17 protein-coding genes and 1 pseudogene are annotated in these 17654 nt (G+C 49.2%); 8 read left to right on the top strand and 10 right to left on the bottom strand.

Going from position 1 to position 17654, the window contains the following annotated elements; genetic code table 11:
* The first annotated feature begins 9 nt into the window (after positions 1-9).
* The 7 genes and pseudogenes from ACVC9U_RS01290 to ACVC9U_RS01260 all read left to right on the top strand — a co-directional run bounded on the left by ACVC9U_RS01290 (position 10) and on the right by ACVC9U_RS01260 (position 6009).
* The gene (locus ACVC9U_RS01290; RefSeq protein ID WP_441390051.1) at positions 10-939 is read left to right on the top strand and encodes a metal ABC transporter substrate-binding protein; all 930 of its coding nucleotides are present in this window, start codon (positions 10-12) and stop codon (positions 937-939) included.
* Positions 940-1041: 102 nt separating this feature from the next.
* On the top strand, positions 1042-1368 hold the full coding sequence (locus ACVC9U_RS01285; RefSeq protein WP_065644319.1) for a four-helix bundle copper-binding protein: 327 nt from the start codon (positions 1042-1044) through the stop codon (positions 1366-1368).
* A 109-nt stretch (positions 1369-1477) separates the two neighbouring features.
* Entirely contained in the window at positions 1478-2257 is a 780-nt protein-coding gene (locus tag ACVC9U_RS01280; protein ID WP_441390050.1) for a MurR/RpiR family transcriptional regulator, read from the top strand.
* A gap of 83 nt (positions 2258-2340) precedes the next feature.
* Positions 2341-3255 (top strand): 1-phosphofructokinase, encoded by a 915-nt coding sequence (gene pfkB, locus ACVC9U_RS01275; RefSeq protein ID WP_441390049.1) that lies wholly within the window; start codon positions 2341-2343, stop codon positions 3253-3255.
* Between the two features lie 13 nt (positions 3256-3268).
* Positions 3269-4667, top strand: a pseudogene (locus tag ACVC9U_RS01270) (PTS fructose transporter subunit IIC).
* A gap of 6 nt (positions 4668-4673) precedes the next feature.
* Positions 4674-5132: a PTS sugar transporter subunit IIA gene (locus ACVC9U_RS01265; RefSeq protein ID WP_075751386.1), complete on the top strand. Its 459-nt coding sequence runs from the start codon at positions 4674-4676 to the stop codon at positions 5130-5132.
* Between the two features lie 25 nt (positions 5133-5157).
* Entirely contained in the window at positions 5158-6009 is an 852-nt protein-coding gene (locus ACVC9U_RS01260) for a tagatose bisphosphate family class II aldolase (RefSeq protein WP_441390048.1), read from the top strand.
* A gap of 60 nt (positions 6010-6069) precedes the next feature.
* Here ACVC9U_RS01260 and ACVC9U_RS01255 read toward each other — a convergent pair whose 3' ends face one another.
* The 10 genes from ACVC9U_RS01255 to ACVC9U_RS01210 all read right to left on the bottom strand — a co-directional run bounded on the left by ACVC9U_RS01255 (position 6070) and on the right by ACVC9U_RS01210 (position 16086).
* The gene (locus ACVC9U_RS01255; RefSeq protein WP_256700593.1) at positions 6070-6201 is read right to left on the bottom strand and encodes a hypothetical protein; all 132 of its coding nucleotides are present in this window, start codon (positions 6199-6201) and stop codon (positions 6070-6072) included.
* Positions 6198-8633: a heavy metal translocating P-type ATPase gene (locus tag ACVC9U_RS01250; RefSeq protein ID WP_441390047.1), complete on the bottom strand. Its 2436-nt coding sequence runs from the start codon at positions 8631-8633 to the stop codon at positions 6198-6200. The genes ACVC9U_RS01255 and ACVC9U_RS01250 overlap by 4 nt, the downstream gene beginning before the upstream one ends.
* Positions 8634-8669: 36 nt before the next feature.
* On the bottom strand, positions 8670-8879 hold the full coding sequence (gene copZ / locus ACVC9U_RS01245; RefSeq protein WP_020452955.1) for a copper chaperone CopZ: 210 nt from the start codon (positions 8877-8879) through the stop codon (positions 8670-8672).
* Positions 8880-8973: 94 nt separating this feature from the next.
* The gene (csoR, locus tag ACVC9U_RS01240) at positions 8974-9279 is read right to left on the bottom strand and encodes a copper-sensing transcriptional repressor CsoR (RefSeq protein ID WP_020452956.1); all 306 of its coding nucleotides are present in this window, start codon (positions 9277-9279) and stop codon (positions 8974-8976) included.
* A 124-nt stretch (positions 9280-9403) separates the two neighbouring features.
* Positions 9404-9955 carry a DJ-1/PfpI family protein gene (locus ACVC9U_RS01235; protein ID WP_145653699.1) on the bottom strand — a complete coding sequence of 184 codons (552 nt, stop codon included), beginning with the start codon at positions 9953-9955 and terminating at the stop codon, positions 9404-9406.
* Between the two features lie 85 nt (positions 9956-10040).
* Positions 10041-10802: a DeoR/GlpR family DNA-binding transcription regulator gene (locus ACVC9U_RS01230; RefSeq protein WP_075751388.1), complete on the bottom strand. Its 762-nt coding sequence runs from the start codon at positions 10800-10802 to the stop codon at positions 10041-10043.
* Between the two features lie 79 nt (positions 10803-10881).
* Positions 10882-12363, bottom strand: a complete 1482-nt coding sequence (locus ACVC9U_RS01225) for a rhamnulokinase (RefSeq protein WP_441390046.1) — start codon at positions 12361-12363, stop codon at positions 10882-10884.
* A complete protein-coding gene (rhaI, locus tag ACVC9U_RS01220) occupies positions 12360-13580 on the bottom strand; it encodes an L-rhamnose isomerase (RefSeq protein WP_178388296.1) in 1221 nt (406 codons plus the stop codon). The genes ACVC9U_RS01225 and rhaI overlap by 4 nt, the downstream gene beginning before the upstream one ends.
* Positions 13573-13962 (bottom strand): sensory rhodopsin transducer, encoded by a 390-nt coding sequence (locus tag ACVC9U_RS01215; protein WP_075751391.1) that lies wholly within the window; start codon positions 13960-13962, stop codon positions 13573-13575. Before ACVC9U_RS01215 ends, rhaI begins: the two co-directional genes overlap by 8 nt.
* Before the next feature lie 54 nt (positions 13963-14016).
* Positions 14017-16086, bottom strand: a complete 2070-nt coding sequence (locus ACVC9U_RS01210) for a bifunctional aldolase/short-chain dehydrogenase (protein WP_075751392.1) — start codon at positions 16084-16086, stop codon at positions 14017-14019.
* Between the two features lie 361 nt (positions 16087-16447).
* On the opposite strand from ACVC9U_RS01210, the gene ACVC9U_RS01205 reads away from it, so the two are divergent.
* Entirely contained in the window at positions 16448-17647 is a 1200-nt protein-coding gene (locus ACVC9U_RS01205; protein ID WP_441390045.1) for an MFS transporter, read from the top strand.
* Positions 17648-17654 lie beyond the last annotated feature (7 nt).

The raw sequence follows: 17654 nt of genomic DNA, 5'->3' as shown, positions 1-17654 counted from the left end.
AAACAAAACATGAAGTGGAAGCAAACATTAGCCATTGCGGCGGCATTGATCCTTGTTCTCGCCGCCGGCTGCTCCTCGAAAAGCAGCAGTGAAGAAAACGGAAAGCTAAAGGTCGTCACCACCTACTCCATTCTCTATGACATCGTCAAACAAGTCGGAGGAGATCACATCGATTTATACAGCATTGTACCTGTCGGAACAGACCCGCACGAATACGATCCGCTGCCTAAAGACGTGCAAAAAACGACGGACGCCGATATCGTCTTTTACAACGGCCTGAATTTGGAGACAGGAAACGGCTGGTTTAACAAGCTGCTGGAAACAGCTGAAAAAGACGGAGATGACGCCCCTGTCTACAAGCTGAGCAAAGGGGTCAAGCCAAAGCATCTCACTGCCAAAGGTAAAGAAACGGAAGAAGATCCCCATGCATGGCTCGATATAGAAAACGGGATTCAATATGCCAAAAACGCAAGAGATGCGCTGATCAAAAACGATCCGGACCATAAAGAAGATTACGAGAATAACGCTGAAGCCTATATCGGCAAGCTGCAAAAGCTTCATGATGAAGCGGTGAACCGCTTTAAAGATATACCGAAAGAGCGCCGCGTCCTTGTGACAAGCGAAGGAGCTTTTAAATATTTCGCTTCGGCCTACGGCGTCGACGCGCAGTATATTTGGGAAATCAATACCGAAAATGAAGGAACTCCCGGTCAGATGAAAAAAATCGTCGACACCGTAAAGAAAAAGGACGTCCCGGCCTTATTCGTGGAGACAAGCGTTGACCCGCGGAGCATGGAAAGCCTGTCAGCGGAAACAGGCGTGCCGATTAAAGCAAAAGTCTTCACCGATTCGATCGGAAAGCCCGGTGAAGCGGGAGATTCCTATTATAAGATGATGAAAGAAAACCTTGACCGGATCCATCAAGGTCTCGCCGAATAACCGACGAACTGCTGTACACGATGTACAGCAGTTTTTCTTATGTTTTCCCGCTTTTAAAGCAGGGTACAACGAAGGGAAAACGCAGAAAAAGGAGTGTATGTCGTGGAATCTGTCTATGAGGAATGCATCAAAGCCTGCCGGGAATGCCTTGAAGCATGCAATCACTGCTTTGACAAATGTCTGATGGAAGAAGACGCGGGAATGATGGCCGAATGCATCCGGCTTGACCGGGAATGCGCGGAGATGTGCGGATTCGCACTTCAAGCAATGACGCGCAACAGCCCGTATGCCGAAGACATTTGCCAGCTTTGCGCAAAGGTTTGCGAAGCTTGCGGCAATGAATGCAGCCTGCACAAGCATGACCACTGCCAGCTTTGTGCTGAAAGCTGCTTTGCATGTGCGGAAGCATGCAGAAAAATCGCTTCTTAACTTGAAATATCCGGCTCTCGGGCCGGATATTGTTATGTCGGAAACGTTTATTTTTTCTCCTCCCCCCATGCTAAACTGATACAATATGACTATAAAAGGGGGTTTTAATATGAAAGACAGCGTGTTTCAAATGACTTCTGACACATATCAGTCGCTCAGCGATTCAGAACGGCATTTGCTCGAGTACATTTATCAGCACTTAGATGTCATCGCCACTTTATCGATTGTAAAATTAAGCGAGGATGCAAATGTTTCAACAGCCACGATTGTCAGGTTAATGAAAAAGCTCGGTTATGACGGCTACACTTCTTTTAAGTACGCATTAAAAGAAAAACACCACCTCGGACACGCTCCGCTGATGGATGATATCGACAACCAAATTAAACAGGCCGTGCTAAAGAATGAAAGAGAAGTTCTGGATACGATTAAAATGCTTGATATCGGGTTGATCGAAGATGCCATTCAAAAAATCAGCAATGCCGAAAAAGTTTACATTTTCGCAAGGGGATTGTCTGAAATGATTGGGACCGAGATGACGATCAAGCTTCAGCTGCTCGGCAAAAACTGCGAGATGCACAGCGACCCGAATATTATTAGAGGCAAGTCAAAAACACTGGCCAAAAAAGACCTCGGCCTTTTTGTTTCCCTGAACGGCGAGACAGAAGAGCTTGTTGAAGCCGCTCAAAATTTCAAATTGCAAGCCATTTCCACCATTACATTAACAACAAGGATCGATTCGCGTCTTGCGAAATTATCAGAGATCGTACTTGTCGGGTTTAAAGGTGAACAATCATTTTTTCCCGATTATGAAGTCCGCTCTCGCCTCCCTCTGCAAGTCCTCTCCCGCATCATGCTGGACTCATACGTCATCCGCACCGCTCATAGCTGAAAACCTTTACACAACCTGTAAACATCCCCCCTTTTATCTGTGACATAATGTCTGTGAAGCCACAGATAAAGGGGGGATACAGCATGATTTATACATGCACGATGAATACCGCGGTCGACTTATTCGTTGAAACCGACGAGCTGCTACCCGATGTCGTCAACCGCACTAAAGATGAAGATTATCAGCCAAACGGAAAAGGTGTCAATATTTCTTTTATGCTCAAGCGCCTCGGCCTTAACAATACCGCGCTTGGATTTACAGGCGGATTTACCGGGCGTTTTATTGAAAATGAACTGCTCAATGAAAAAATCGTCACAGACTTTGTCGAAGTCGAAGGCATCTCACGGATTAATATTTTTATTAACGCCACCCGGGAATTCAAAATCGTAAACAAAGGTCCGCTTATATCTGATGGCCGAAAACAGGAGCTGATCAACAAAATCCGTCAAATTCCGTCCGGCCGCTTTTTATTTGTTTCTGGCAGTCTTCCGAGAGGAGTCCCCGATGACATCTACCTTTCGCTTTCCGAGATTGCCGCCGAAAACAAACTGAAATTGATCTTGGATATCAGTTCTCCCGTCCTATTAGATTGTCTTTCATACCATCCTTACCTGATTAAACCGAATGAACAGGAGCTTGCCGCTTTTTTCAGCCGGAAGAAAGCGCTGTCTGAAGAAGACATCATCCATTACGGAAAGGAGCTTCTCGACCGCGGCGCTGAAAGGGTTCTCATCTCCCGCGGCAAAGACGGCGCCCTTTATTTGGACCGCCAAAGAACCTTAAAAGCGACCGCCGCCAAAGGCAAAGTTGTCAATACCGCGTGTGCCGGCGATGCCATGCTTGCCGTGTTCGTCGGAAAACAGGAGCTCGGCTGTTCTGTTCCTGAAGCACTCAGACACGCCTCTGCCGCCGGATCCTTGACGGCTTTCTCGAAAGGACTCGGAGATGTGTCCAAACTCGATCAAACCGCTTCACAAATTCAAATCACTCATTTATAAAGGGGGTTTTCTTATGAAAAAGTTCAAAATCATCGCGGCAACCGGCTGTCCAACAGGAATTGCCCATACATTTATGGCTGAAGAGGCCTTAAAACAGGCCGCCGCCAAACTGGGTGTAGAAATCAAAGTCGAAACACACGGACAAATCGGCGTCCAAAACGAACTATCGCCAGAGGACATTAAACAAGCCGACGGGGTCATTGTCGCGGCTGACAAAGATGTAGACGCCGAGCGTTTTGCAGGCAAACGCGTCCTTGACGTCCCGGTTGCGCGGGGCATCCGAGATGCGGAATCTTTAATTCGGGCGCTGATGAACGGCGAAGCGCCGATTTACCGCGGACAAACAACGGCAAAAACAGAGGATGAACCCCAAACAGGCGAAGCTGCTTCCATCGGCCGTAAAATATATAAACATTTGATGAACGGGGTTTCCCACATGCTCCCATTTGTTGTCGGCGGAGGGGTTTTGATAGCACTATCCTTTTTATTCGGTATCCATTCAGCGGATCCTGAACATCCAAGCTACAACGCTTTTGCCGAATTGCTGAATAAAACTGGTGCCTTCGGCTTCCAGCTGATGGTTCCGATTTTATCCGCCTATATCGCCGATTCAATGGCCAAACGCCCCGGCCTGATTGTCGGTTTTATCGGCGGCATGATCGCCAGCACGGGTGGAGCGGGTTTTCTGGGCGGCATCGTATCCGGTTTTTTGGCGGGACTGATTATTTACGGTCTCTCGTATGCACTAAAAAATGCCTCAGTCCCTTGAAGGGCTAAAAGCAATTTTTCTTTATCCGGTTATCGGCATTTTTCTGATCGGTGCGGTCATGTTTTTCCTCGTCGAGCCGATGACGGCCATCAATGAAGGGATGAAGGACTTTTTAGCCGATTTTCAAGGGGCGAACCCCGTCATTCTCGGCTTGATTATCGGCTGTATGAGCGCATTTGACATGGGCGGTCCGGTCAATAAAGCCGCTTATGTCACCGGCACTGCTCTTCTCGCTGAAGGGAACCAATATTTCATGGCAGGCGTTTCCGCCGCGTGCATCACACCGCCGCTCGTCATTGCGTTTGCCACTTTGCTTTTCCGCAAATATTTCAGCCAGCAGGACCGAAATGCAGGGCTTGTCAATTTTATTCTCGGCGCCACTCATATTACCGAAGGTGCTATCCCGTTCGCCGCAAAAAAACCGATCCCTGTCATTCCGATTTTGATGATCGGCTCTTCGGTATCGGCGATATTAACATACTCATTCGCAGTTCAAGTACCTGCCCCGCACGGCGGATTTCTTGTACTTCCCGTTGTCACAGGAGCCTTTCAATGGGTGTTGTCAATTATCATCGGATCGCTTATCGGCGCCTTCTTATACGGCTTTTACCAAAAACGGACATATGAAAAACAGAAAGGCTGATCAAATATGGGCACAGCAGCTTTAATCAAAAAAGAGCACATCTATCTTCAAGAAACGTTATCTTCCCAAGCGGAAGCATTTGACCGGGTGGCTCAGATCGCATATGAATCGGGAGCCGCCCAAACAAAACAAGCGGTCATTCACGGATTGGCACAAAGAGAGGCTGAAAGTACGACCGGCTTCATTGAAGGCTTTGCCATTCCCCATGCAAAACTGAAGGACATCACAGAAGCATCTGTCATCATCATTCAAAACCAGACGGGAATCGAATGGAACGCGCTTGATCAAAACCCTGTCACATTTATCATTGCTTTATTGATACCAGATGCCGAGGCAGGCAGCACACATCTCAATCTATTATCATCGGTGTCTCGCATGCTTGTTCACGAAGATGCGAGGCAGCAGCTGCTTGAAGCCTCGAGTCCTGACGATATTCTGAACACCTTTTCGAGCTATATATCCTAATTTTGATCAGAAAGAAGGAATCGATATGCTGACAAATGCGAAGAAAATGCTGTTGGACGCACAGACAAACGGCTATGCGGTGCCGGCCTTTAACATTCACAACCTTGAAACCGTGCAAGCCGTGACAGAAGCGGCTGAAGCCTTAAGGTCCCCCGTGATTCTTGCGGCTACTCCCGGAACCTTCAGCTATGCAGGCCGCGACTATATTCAAGCGATTGCAGAAACGGCCGCAGCGCGCTGCTCAATCCCGGTCGCCCTCCATCTCGATCATCATGAAGAGATTGATGATATTCGCGAGTCTTTATCATTAGGGACAAAATCTGTCATGATTGATGCTTCGCACCGTCCATTTGCCGAAAATACCGGAATTGTAGCGAGCGTCGTACAATATGCCCGGCAAAAAGATGCCACTGTAGAAGCCGAGCTCGGAAGGCTCGGCGGACAGGAAGATGATTTAATCGTGGATGAAGCCGACGCTTATTACACCGATCCGGATGCAGCAAAAGAGTTCGTCGAGAAAACCGGAATCGATTCACTGGCGGTGGCAATCGGTACAGCCCACGGGCTTTACTCAAAAGAGCCCAATATCGATTTTGACCGGCTGGCCGCGATTCAAAAACGGGTTTCAGTTCCGCTCGTCCTGCACGGCGCCTCAGGAATTCCGCAAGAAGATGTAAGAAAGTGCATCAAGCTCGGCTGTGCAAAAGTAAATATCGCGACTGAATTAAAAATTCCTTTTTCAGATAAACTGCGCCGTTATCTGCATGAACACACCGATGCAAGCGATCCAAGAAAATATATGACCCCCGCCAAAGAAGCCATGAAAGAAATCGTTCAGGAAAAGATTTTGATGTGTATGAGCAATAACAGATACTAATACAAAAAGCCGGATGTTCATTAACATCCAGCTTTTTAGCAAATCATCTGCTATGCTCTTCTAAAACATGACCGTCATGAGGCTTTTCATCGGGTATCGGTTCCTGAGCGCCAATATGCTGTATACGAGCATGACTATTCCTACATAAACAACCGCCGAAACCGTCCAAACGAGCACTGTCTTATCCTTCAAGACGGATTCCTCCAATCAAGCTTCACCTTTTGCAGCCTGAGTGCATTCAGAACGACCGAGACAGAACTGAACGCCATCGCGGCACCTGCGATCCACGGAGCCAAAAGCCCGACGGCCGCGAACGGAATGCCGATGCTGTTGTAGGCAAACGCCCAGAAAAGGTTTTGTTTAATATTTTTAATCGTCAGCCTGCTCATGAGGATCGCATCGGCGATGCTGTTTAAATCGCCGCGGATCAAGGTGATGTCGGCGGCTTCCATGGCGACGTCAGTCCCCGTTCCGATCGCCATTCCGGTATCGGCTGCCGCCAATGCCGGCGCATCATTGATGCCGTCGCCGACCATCGCGACTTTTTTGCCTTTTGCCTGGATTTTCTTCACTTCATCTGCTTTTCCTTCAGGCAGAACTTCTGCGATGACGTGCTGAATGCCGGCTTCTGCAGCAATCGCTTCTGCCGTCCGCCGGTTGTCCCCGGTGATCATGACGACTTCAAGCCCCATATCATGCAGCCTTTTCACCGCTCTCTTCGACGTGTCTTTTATCGTATCGGCAACGGCGATCAGCCCGGCAAACCGACCGTCGATGACGGCAAGCATCGCCGTCTTTCCTTGTGTTTCGAGCTCTTCCATTTCGCTGTGCGCCTCTTGAATGTCAATATCACGGCTTTCCATCAGCCGTCTTGTGCCGATCAAAATCCGTTTTTCATTGACTGCGGCTTCGATACCATAGCCGGGTATCGCTTCAAAGCTGTCTGCGGAGGCCGGTTCTATCTCTCTCTTTTTAACGCCTTCGACAATGGCTTCTGCAAGCGGATGTTCAGAGCTTTTTTCCGCAGCACCGATAAGCTTGAGAAACGATGTTTCATCGATCCATGGTTCAGGGCGCACATCTGTGAGCTGAGGCTTTCCATATGTGACCGTCCCCGTCTTGTCAAGCACGATCGTCTCCAAGCGGTGAGCCGTCTCCAAATGTTCGCCGCCTTTGAATAAAATTCCGAATTCAGCCGCACGGCCCGATCCGGCCATGATCGATGTCGGTGTTGCCAAACCGAGCGCGCACGGACATGCGATCACAAGCACCGCAATCAGCTTTTCCAGCGCCGTGCCGAATTCGCCGGGGCTAACCGCCAAATACCAGACGAAAAATGTGATGACCGCGATCGCCACGACAATCGGCACAAAAACCCCGGAAATCCGGTCTGCAAGCCGCTGAATCGGCGCTTTTGAACCTTGCGCCTCTTCCACGACTTTGATAATCTGAGCCAGCGCAGTATCTTTGCCTACTTTTTCTGCTCTGACTTTTAAAAATCCATTTTTATTGATTGTAGCACCGATAACCGGATCTCCAACCGTCTTGTCAACAGGGATGCTTTCACCGGTGATCATCGATTCATCCAACGCAGAACGCCCTTCGACAATCTCTCCGTCTGCCGGTACTTTTTCACCGGGCTTCACGTACATGATGTCGCCTGCCAATACGTCTTCAATCGGCACGGTCATCTCTTCGCCGTTCCTGACGACGGTCGCCGTCTTTGCCTGCAGCCCCATCAGCTTTTTGATCGCTTCGGATGAGCGCCCTTTCGCTTTCGCTTCAAACAGCTTTCCTAAAATGATCAAGGTTAAGAGGATGGCGCTTGTTTCATAATAAAGGCCGTCCGGATGCCGGTTCGTGCCGAGGCTTTCAATGCTTAAATACAAGCTGTAGAAATAGGCGGCAGACGTGCCGAGAGCGACCAGCACATCCATGTTGGCGCTTTTGTTCCGAAGCGCTTTATAAGCCCCTGTGTAAAACTGTTTCCCGACGATAAACTGAACCGGTGTCGCCAACGCGAACTGAACCCAGGGATCCATGAACATCCCCGGCAGCCATATAAATGACGTGAATTTGAAATGGCTGACCATTGCCCAGAGCAGCGGAAAAGATAAAATGGCTGAAAAAATAAATTTGCCGGTTTGGCGCTGAATGCCTTTTTCTCTTTGTTCCGCTGCGCCATCCGCAGTTCGGTCTTTTTTCAACTCGAGCTTGTAGCCGAGCTTTTCAACGGCTTCGATCATTTCCTCCGGCGAAACCGCACCGGCATGATAGTCGACTGCCGCAGTCTCTAAGGCAAAGTTGACGGCGGCGTTTTTGACGCCCGGCAGCTTGTTGAGGCGCTTTTCAACCCGGTTGGCGCAAGCCGCACACGTCATGCCGGAAATTGCGAATTCGGCTTTTTCCGCTGAAACTTGATAGCCGAGCGATTCGACTTTCTCAGCCAGCTGTCCGACTTCGATTTGCCCCGGATCATAAACGATTTTTGATTTTTCCAGCGCCAAGTTCACATTTGCGTCCTGAACGCCGTCAAGCCTTTTCAACCCTTTCTCGATCCGCGCCGCACAGGCGGCACAGGTCATGCCAGTGATTTGGAGGGTGGCTTCTTTTTGTCCGTCCATATCCTTCACTCCTTATATACCCCTTATAGGTATACATTAGCCTGCGACATCATACCCCTGATCTTCGATCGTATCGATGATTTCTTTCAGCGATACTTTGCCTGAATCAAACGAAACTTCGACCTTGCCTTCGCTTAAATTCACTTTAACGGACTCTACTCCGCCAAGCTTTCCGACGTTTCCTTCTACTGCCTGAACACAGTGGTTGCAAGACATGCCTTCGACTTTCAGTGTTTTTTGTTCCATATTGAAAACCTCCTATGGTTTGATGATATTGATCGGTTTTATATTACCATACCCCTGTAGGGTATTTCAAGAAAACGATTTTCTCTTTTTTCGTTCACGACTTTGAAAACCGCTTAAACACATCAAGCAGCTCCTCGATGGCCTCTTCGCCTTCACCGCTTTTAATCGCGTTTGCGACGCAATGGTGGGTATGATCTTCAAGCAGGCTGAAAGCCACCTTTTGCATCGCGGCTTGCACAGCTGAGATTTGAACGAGAATATCGACGCAGTAGCGGTCATTTTCAATCATGTTTTGAATGCCTCTGACCTGCCCTTCAATCCGCTTTAAGCGGTTTGTGATTTGTTCTTTTCCTTTAGAACTTTTGGGATTTAATGTGTGTTCATGATGATCTGCTGACATCAGAGCACCTCTCTTTCCATTATATTTTGTCCAAGTTACCCGTTTGTACCATTATAAAATGCGAAGCGGAACATGTCTAAAAAAAAGAGACAACCCCAAACTTCTGCGGGGTCGTCCCTGCATATTATTTGTTTAACGCTTTAAAAAACTCTCTCATAAACTCCGGTAGATTGGACCAGTCATGGCCTGAGACCAGGTTGGCGTCCACATGAAGCTTCTCCTCAACATAAGTCGCGCCCACGGCTTCGACTTCCGGTTTGCAGGCGATGTAAGCCGTCAGCTCCCGACCTTTCAGATGTTCTCTCAGGCTTGTGAAAATCAGGCTCGCATGACAAATCGCGCCGACCGGTTTATTTTCTTCAAAGAAATGAGCAACGATTTTCAGCAGGGAGTCGTACATCCGGATAAATTCCGGTGCCCGTCCGCCCGGAATGATGATGCCGTCGTATTCGGACGGATCAATCTCATCAAATGAAGCATGCGCGTCAATTAAATAGCCCGGCTTCTCGGTGTATGTATCCCAATCCAGGAAGTCATGAACAACCGTATGAATCTTTTTCTTTTTCGGTGCGGCAATCGTCGTTTCATAGCCCTCTTCAAGACAGCGGTAATAAGGATAATACACTTCCAGCGCTTCAACTGCGTCGCCCGTTACGATCAAAATCTTTTTCGCCATCAAAAACATCTCCTTTCCATTTTCACTCTTCTATTTTATCCCATTTGCGCCTGATTTTAAAATCAAGTGCTTGAAAAGCTTGGTTTCAGCCGACGATCGTGATGGTCTCTGTTATGTCTTTCAAGAGGGCAAGGTTTGCTTTGTCAATTCCTGAATCTGTGATGATCCTGTATCCGTCATGAAGGCGATCGATTTGCGAAAAAGCACGGGTTCCGAATTTGCTGCTGTCCGCCATCAAAATCGTTTCGTCCGCAATCTCGATCATTCGTTTTTTCAACAGAGCCTGCATTTCGTTTGAATCGCTCAAACCGCTCGCAGGGTCGACGCCTTTGCAAGACAGAAATGTTTTGTTGACGTGATACATATCAAGGGAGCGCTCAGCCAAAGGGCCGACATATGACATCGATTGCGGCAGCAGCATCCCGCCAGTTGAAATAACCGTCACCTTTTCTTTTTTGCTGAGTTCAATCGCGACTCTGACTGAATTGGTGATGACGGTCAGCGGGATGTTTTCAAGCGCTTTTGCCATGTACCACGCCGTCGTGCTCGCATCAAGAATAATCCGTTCCCCGCTTTTCACGTGCTTGACGGCTTCAAATGCAATCATCTTTTTTTCGTTTACGTTTGTAATTTCGCGCTCGCGAAAATGCACTTCTGCTTCTTCAGTCTGCACGCTGACAGCGCCGCCATGGCTTCTTTTCAGCTTATTTTCCTTCTCTAGATTTTCCAAATCGCGCCTGATCGTTTCTTCCGTGACAGAAAAAAGCTCGCTCAGTTCTGTGACGCGTACGCTCGAGCGCAGATTGACAAGCTCGACGATTTTTTGGTGTCTTTCAGCTACAAGCATCCGTTTACTTCCTTCCTTTTTTGGTAAAAGTCACTGTTACTTTCATGATAGCGCATCAGCGCCGATACAGGAAATGTTTTCAGCGGGAAGCGGCGCCGAGAATCTGACTTGTATAGCGGCGGTATGCTGCCTCCCACGCTTCTGTATCTTCCGGTACATACGTTTTTTGAGGGAAGGAAGCTTTGATCGCTTTTCGGGCGCTTTGAATATCCCAAAACATGTCGAGCGCGATGGCCTGTACGGCAATGTTGCCGATGGCGCTTGCCTCTGCCGGTCCGGCCCATACATTTCTGGCCAGTACATTCGCCGTGTATTGACAGAGCAGTTCATTTCGAATCCCTCCGCCCGCCATGTGAAGTCCGTCATATTCTTTTCCTGTCAATGTTTCAATCCGTTCAAGCGTGAACCGGTATTTAAATGCAAGACTTTCCAGCACGCAGCGGATCACCTGTCCGGGCGTTTCCGGAACATGCTGTCCAGTTGCACGGCAGTACTCCCTGATCGCCTCAGGCATATGCACGGGATTGAGAAACACCGGGTCATCCGGATCAACCGCCGACCTGAATGCTTCCGACTGTCCGGCAAGTTTGACAAGCTCGACGCTCGAATAGCGGCTCCCGTCTTTTTCCCAATCAGCCTGACAGCGCTGGAACAGCCACAATCCCATAATGTTTTTTAAAAAGCGGAATGTGCCGCCGGCACCGCCCTCATTTGTAAAATTCCAATCGAGCGCCTGTTTTGTCATCAGCGGAGTGTCAAGTTCGGTTCCGATCAGCGACCAGGTGCCGCAAATCAAATATGCAAAGTCTTCCGTTTCAGCGGGAATGCCGACAACTGCAGAAGCCGTGTCATGTTCGCCGACGGCAATGACCGGTACGGCAGGCACCGACAATTCGCTGCACACTGATTGTGACAGCCTCCCCGCTTCGCTTCCGGGTTTTGCTATATCCTTAGGAAAAATATTGGCCGGGAGCCCCATAAGGCTGATGAGCTCCCAATCCCAGTCAGACGTTTTCGGGTTGAACAGCTGAGTTGTTGTCGCATTTGTAAACTCGCTTTTTTTCTCACCCGTTAAAAAATAGCGCAGCAAATCAGGAATCATTAAAAGCGTTTCCGCGTGTTCAAACAGCGGAGAATTCGCTTTTTTCAGCGCCCGGAGCTGAAAGATGGTGTTGAACGGCAAAAGCTGAATACCGGTTCTGGAAAACAGCTCTTCTTTTCCGATTTCATTCAGCACCTCCCGCATCATTCCGTCCGTGTAAGGGTCGCGGTAATGATAAGGGTTCCCCAGCAGCTCTCCGTTACGATCGAGAAAGCCGACATCAACCGCCCATGAATCGATTCCGATGCAGCTGATTCGTCCGCAGCCGTTTTTCGCCTTTAAAATGCCCTGTTTGATTTCATGATACAGCCTGAGAATGTCCCAATAAAGATGTTTTCCCGCCTGAACGGGCTGATTTGGAAAACGGTGAATTTCCTCCGCTTTGATCAGACCGCCGTCTACATGACCTGCATAAGCTCTGCCGCTCGACGCACCAAGATCAAAAGCGAGAATCGTCACCAGCTTGCACCGCCTTTGCCTCGCGCCAGTATTTTTTCCGCATAACCGCTTTCCGCATAAGCCTTGAGCGGATCAGGCGGGACGTTCATTTCCTCCCGCACGGCGTAAAGGAGCGGTTTGACGTCAATTTCAAATGCTTCGCGGATCGCAGCCTCTGCGGCAAGCACGTCATGATCTTCCTGCGCTTTCTTCACATCATCGAAGTTGATCAAAAGCGCTTTTGCAAATTGAGTCTGCACATTCATGACAGAGCGCAGTACAGCCGGAATTTTCGGTTCGAGATTATGGCATTGATCAAGCATATACGAAATATGTTCGGCCGTCTTCCGGACATTCGGGTCGGAATCGCGGCAGGCGTCCAAAATTTGATAAAAAATGAGAAACAGTTCGTACGGGTTGTGCGCGCCTGCGATCAAATCGTCATCAGCGTATTTGCGGCTGTTGAAATGAAAGCCTCCGAGACGTTTTTCGTCAAGCAAGTAAGCGACAATGTGCTCGATGTTCGTCCCTTGGGCATGGTGGCCGGTGTCGACGAGCACCTCGGCCTTCGGACCGAGCTTTTGCGCCAAATTGTAAGCCATCCCCCAATCCGCCAGGTCTGTATGATAAAAAGCCGGCTCAAAAAACTTGTATTCAATCAAGAGCCGCATATCATCGGCAAGCGCTTCGTATACTTCGGCCAGACACTCATACATCCAGTTTTTACGTTTTCTGATGTCGCCCTGACCGGGATAGTTGGTTCCGTCGGCAAGCCAGAGGCTGATTTCCTTGGAGCCAGTTTGTTTTGCAATATCGACGCATTCGAGCAATTGCTCAGTCGCTTTTTGGCGAATGTCCGCTTTAACATTTGTGACGCTTCCAAATTTGTAGTCATCGTCCTGGAACAAGTTCGGATTCACGGCGCCGACTGCAAGGCCAAGCTGTTCGGCGTGCGCTTTCAGCTTTCCGTAATCATCAACTTGATCCCACGGAATATGGATGGCGACGGAAGGACAAGTTCCGGTTAATTTGTGAACGACTGATGCATCTTCCATTTTTTCAAACGGATCCCTTGGTACGCCCTCTTGCTGAAACACTTTGAAGCGCGTGCCCGAATCCCCGTATCCCCATGAAGGCGTCTCGATTTTAAGCGCTTTCAATTTTTCCTTTACTTCAGAAAGGCTGATGCCCCGGTCTTTCTGCTGTTCTTCAAATAAAGCGTAAGCCCGGTCATTCATCATGTACACCCATCCCCCTTGTTTTTAACGGATATGCCATGGTTGACATTAACGCAAGTTCTGGCTGGGTTGTGTCCAGCCGGCTGTACTGGACGATCACAGGTACATCGCTTGCGATCTCGATCGCATAAGGAATATTTTCAGGAATGCGTTCTCCTGATCGATGCAAAGAACTTGTGCGAATATGCTTCGTTCTCTTGCCATGAACCGTCTCGGGAATGCCTTCGAGCGGCGGACGGTCTTCGAAGTATACTGTAATCGCAAGGTTTGCGTCTTCTTCATGGCAATTTAAAACACAAATCGCTTCATGGCTCGTCAAGCTTCCGGAACTTTCCGGAGGAATAAAACCGTCCGGTATGATCCAATGGGTCTCGCCCTTCATCTCCCTTTTCCCCCTTTGTTTTCTGAAAGGGCGGCCGAAGCCGCTCCTTTCCAATTACCTTGAAAATGCGGCCGGCACTCCCCCGTCAACCGTCAACATGCATCCCGTCGTTTTTGCCGTTTTTTCTGAAGCGAAATAAGCGATCGCTTCGGCGATGTCGGCGGGATAAATGTTGACGGAAAGAGTCGTACGTTTGCGGTAATGCTCTTCAAGCCGGTCGGGTTCAATCCCGTAGGCGGCGGCTCTTTCTTCGCGCCACTTGGAGTCCCAGATGGCCGACCCTTGAAGCACCGCATCCGGAAGCACTGAATTCGCGCGGATTCCGTACGGTCCGCCTTCAGCGGCGATGCATCTCGCCAAATGAACCTCAAGCGCTTTTGCAGAGCTGTATGCCGAAGCATTTTTGCCTGCATAAACGGAATTTTTCGAGCCGACAAACACCATGCTGCCGCCTGACCCCTGTCTTTTCATTTGCTTAAAAGCTTCTCTGGCGACGAGAAAATATCCTGTTCCAAGTACATTCATATTCAAATTCCATTCTTCGAGCGTCGTTTCATCAAGCGGGCTGGATGTCGCAAGCCCCGCGTTGTTGACGAGAATATCGATCCCGCCGTATTTAAGGACGATTTCCTCGAAGGCCGCCTGAACGTCCTCTTCTTTTGTCACATCCATGCGGACGGCGGAAGCCCGTTCCGCACCGTATTGTTCATTAATCTCTGCGGCTGTTTTTTCTGCACCTTCTATATTAATGTCAGCAACCACAACATGCGCACCTTCTGAAGCAAGGCGGCGGCAGGTCTCGCTGCCGATTCCGCCCGCTCCTCCCGTCACAAATGCGATCTTGCGTGAAAATTCGGCTTCCGGCGGAGCAAGCGTTAATTTATAAAGCTCAAGCGGCCAATATTCGACATTGTAGGATTCTTCCTCATTTAGAGATACAAAGTTTCCAAGGACTTCCGTTCCCTTCATGACAGCAATCGCCCGCCGGTATAAATCTCGGCTGACCTTTGCCATCGCCAGGCTTTTACCTGCTGCCACCATGCCGATTCCCGGGATTAGCATCACGCGCGGCGCCGGTTCAAACATCTCGTCTCCTTCACGCCGGTTTCGTTGAAAATAGGCGGCATACGATTCTTTAAACCTAGCAATCTCGGTTTTGATCCGTTCGGCCAGCTTCTCTGTGTCCTGTTCAGCGGGATTCCACGGAATATAGGCAGGCGTCCGCTTTGTATGCACAAGGTGATCCGGACAAGCGGCGCCGACCTGTGAAAGCGACGGAGCGCGCCTGCTGTTCGTGAATTCGAGTACATCGTCAGCATCGCACCAGGTGAGCAGCATGCGTTTCTCTCCGCTGACAGCGCCGCGGATAATCGGCAAGATATCGGCTAAAATCCGTTTCCGCTCCTCCGGTGCAAGCGGCTCGACCATCTGTCCGCCAAACGGCTGATGATCTTCTGAACGGCTTTTAATGTATGCTTCCGCTTCGCGAATCACGGCAATCGTCTGATCATAGCTTTCTTTCGCCGTTTCCCCCCACGTGACGAGCCCATGCTTCTCCATTAAAACAAGCTCTGCATTCGGGTTGTTTTTCACACCTTCTGCTATCATCTTCGATAAAGCGAAGCCCGGTCTGACATAAGGCACCCATACAAAGCGGCTGCCGAATATCTCCTCTGCGATCTCTTTTCCATTATCAGCGCAGCAGATGCTGATAATCGCATCGGGGTGGGTGTGATCGACATGCGGAAACGGCAAAAAAGCATGAAGAAGCGTTTCGATCGACGGCCGCGGGTGCTTTCCGTCCATCATGCAATGGGACAAATATGCCGTCATTTCTTCATCGGTCATACTGCTCCGTTCCATCAGCGGACGAATATCATCGAGCCTCAGCCCGGTAAATTGACCCGCTGACATCGTCGCCAAGTCCGAGCCGCTGCCTTTCACCCACATCACCTCGATGTCCCTGCCCCTGAAATCCTTTTCCGTCGTTTTCATCGATGTGTTTCCCCCGCCCCAGTTGCAGACCGAGCGGTCAGAGCCGATCAGGTTGGAACGGTAGACGAGTTCGTCAAGACCCGGAAGCAGCGATGCAGCCTCAGTTTCTGACCATAAATATTCCACCATACGTATCACTCCGTTTTTGTTTGTTTATTTTTGAATATGTTTGTTTAAAGAGTAACATATTTTGTTTTGTTTTGTAAGCGCTTTTTTAGAAACCATTTTATGATAGAGCTGTTTCAATCGGTCTATAAATAAAAAACCCCCAACAGCAGGCGGCCGTCGGGGTCAGGAATGTGGAATGTTTTAACCTTTGATTTTGAAAATAAAATGTCAGATTTTAAGAAAGCGCTGGCATCATGTTGATGGCGCTTTTTGTCCCGCCGGCATACCGTTTGGGGAACATATTGATCCGCAACAAACGGTTGAAAATCGGCTTTTAATCTTTTAATATATAAACTCATGTTTTTTAAAAGGAGGGGTCAGGATGAATAAAACACTGCACGCACCAGTCAAACTGATCATCGCAATTTTTATGATTTGCACATTTTCCATCGGCTTTACAGAGTATGTCGTTATGGGTATATTGACTTCCATTTCAAAGGATCTCTCTGTTCCGATTTCGTCTACCGGCTTATTGGTAACGGCATATGCGGGAAGCGTTTGTCTGACGGGGCCGATCGTCACCATATTGTCGGTAAAAATGCCGCGAAAACCGGTATTGCTCGGCTTGATGAGTGTGTTTGTACTGTCGAATGCGCTCAGTTTCCTGGCGCCGAACTTCACCGTTTTGTTGATCTCAAGAATCCTATCCGCTTCCATTCATGGCGCATTTTTTGCAACGACGATGGTGTTCGTCAGCGAAATGGTACCGCCCGAAAAGCGGGCCGCCGCTGCCGCTTCAATGAACGGCGGCTTGACCATCGCCCTGATGCTCGGCGTTCCGTTCGGTTCTTATTTAGGCGACCTTTTCAACTGGCGGATCGTCTTTCTGATGATCGCATGCCTCGGATTGATCGGCCTCGCCGGCATTTGGCTGACGGTGCCGCACAGAAAACCGAAAGTCGTCCCTAAATTGATCCATGAATGGGATGTGTTTAAAAATAAACAAGTTCTTTTCTCTTTTGCTATCACGATTTTCGGGTATTCAGGCGTATTCATCGCCTACACGTTTATTGAACCGATGCTGCGGCATTCTGCCGGTTTCGGCAGCCTCGGCATTACAGCCGCCCTTTTCGCCTACGGATTTGGCGGAGTCGTCGGCAATTTCTACGCCGGAAAGGTGCCGTTTCACCTGTTAACCCGCTCTATGATCGGATTGATGATCGCGCTCATGGCAATCCTTGCGGCCTTCCCTTTTGTCAGCGGACACCCTGCCGGCGCCATCATCGTGACGTTTTTATTCGGAGCCGGCGCTTTCGGAACGGTGCCCCTTTTGCAAACAAAGGTCGTGGCTGCGTCTGAACACGGAACAACGATCGCCACCTCTGTCAGCATCGCTGCATTTAACTTGGCCAACGCGCTCGGCGCATGGATCGGCGGACTCATTCTTAATGCATCAGAGTCCTACACATACCTTGCCACAGGCGGTGCGCTTATGACCATGTGCGGAATGACGCTGACGTTGTTCGCCTTTGTGTCTGAGAAAAGACAAGTGAAAGAAGAAATGTGGAGAACGGATCTGTAATAAAAAA

This window comes from Bacillus sp. GM2 (assembly GCF_056155945.1).
Note: the sequence above shows the minus strand (reverse complement) of the source record. Positions and strands in the feature narration are given on the sequence as shown.

Coding starts and splice junctions, on each gene's coding strand:
- ACVC9U_RS01250 (WP_441390047.1), bottom strand. CDS start 8,633: ATGGACGGACAAAAAGAAGCCACCCTCCAAATCACTGGCATGACCTGT.
- ACVC9U_RS01230 (WP_075751388.1), bottom strand. CDS start 10,802: ATGCTTGTAGCTGAAAGACACCAAAAAATCGTCGAGCTTGTCAATCTG.
- ACVC9U_RS01235 (WP_145653699.1), bottom strand. CDS start 9,955: ATGGCGAAAAAGATTTTGATCGTAACGGGCGACGCAGTTGAAGCGCTG.
- ACVC9U_RS01215 (WP_075751391.1), bottom strand. CDS start 13,962: ATGAAGGGCGAGACCCATTGGATCATACCGGACGGTTTTATTCCTCCG.
- ACVC9U_RS01260 (WP_441390048.1), top strand. CDS start 5,158: ATGCTGACAAATGCGAAGAAAATGCTGTTGGACGCACAGACAAACGGC.
- ACVC9U_RS01280 (WP_441390050.1), top strand. CDS start 1,478: ATGAAAGACAGCGTGTTTCAAATGACTTCTGACACATATCAGTCGCTC.
- csoR (WP_020452956.1), bottom strand. CDS start 9,279: ATGTCAGCAGATCATCATGAACACACATTAAATCCCAAAAGTTCTAAA.
- pfkB (WP_441390049.1), top strand. CDS start 2,341: ATGATTTATACATGCACGATGAATACCGCGGTCGACTTATTCGTTGAA.
- ACVC9U_RS01290 (WP_441390051.1), top strand. CDS start 10: ATGAAGTGGAAGCAAACATTAGCCATTGCGGCGGCATTGATCCTTGTT.
- rhaI (WP_178388296.1), bottom strand. CDS start 13,580: ATGAATGACCGGGCTTACGCTTTATTTGAAGAACAGCAGAAAGACCGG.
- ACVC9U_RS01210 (WP_075751392.1), bottom strand. CDS start 16,086: ATGGTGGAATATTTATGGTCAGAAACTGAGGCTGCATCGCTGCTTCCG.
- ACVC9U_RS01265 (WP_075751386.1), top strand. CDS start 4,674: ATGGGCACAGCAGCTTTAATCAAAAAAGAGCACATCTATCTTCAAGAA.
- copZ (WP_020452955.1), bottom strand. CDS start 8,879: ATGGAACAAAAAACACTGAAAGTCGAAGGCATGTCTTGCAACCACTGT.
- ACVC9U_RS01205 (WP_441390045.1), top strand. CDS start 16,448: ATGAATAAAACACTGCACGCACCAGTCAAACTGATCATCGCAATTTTT.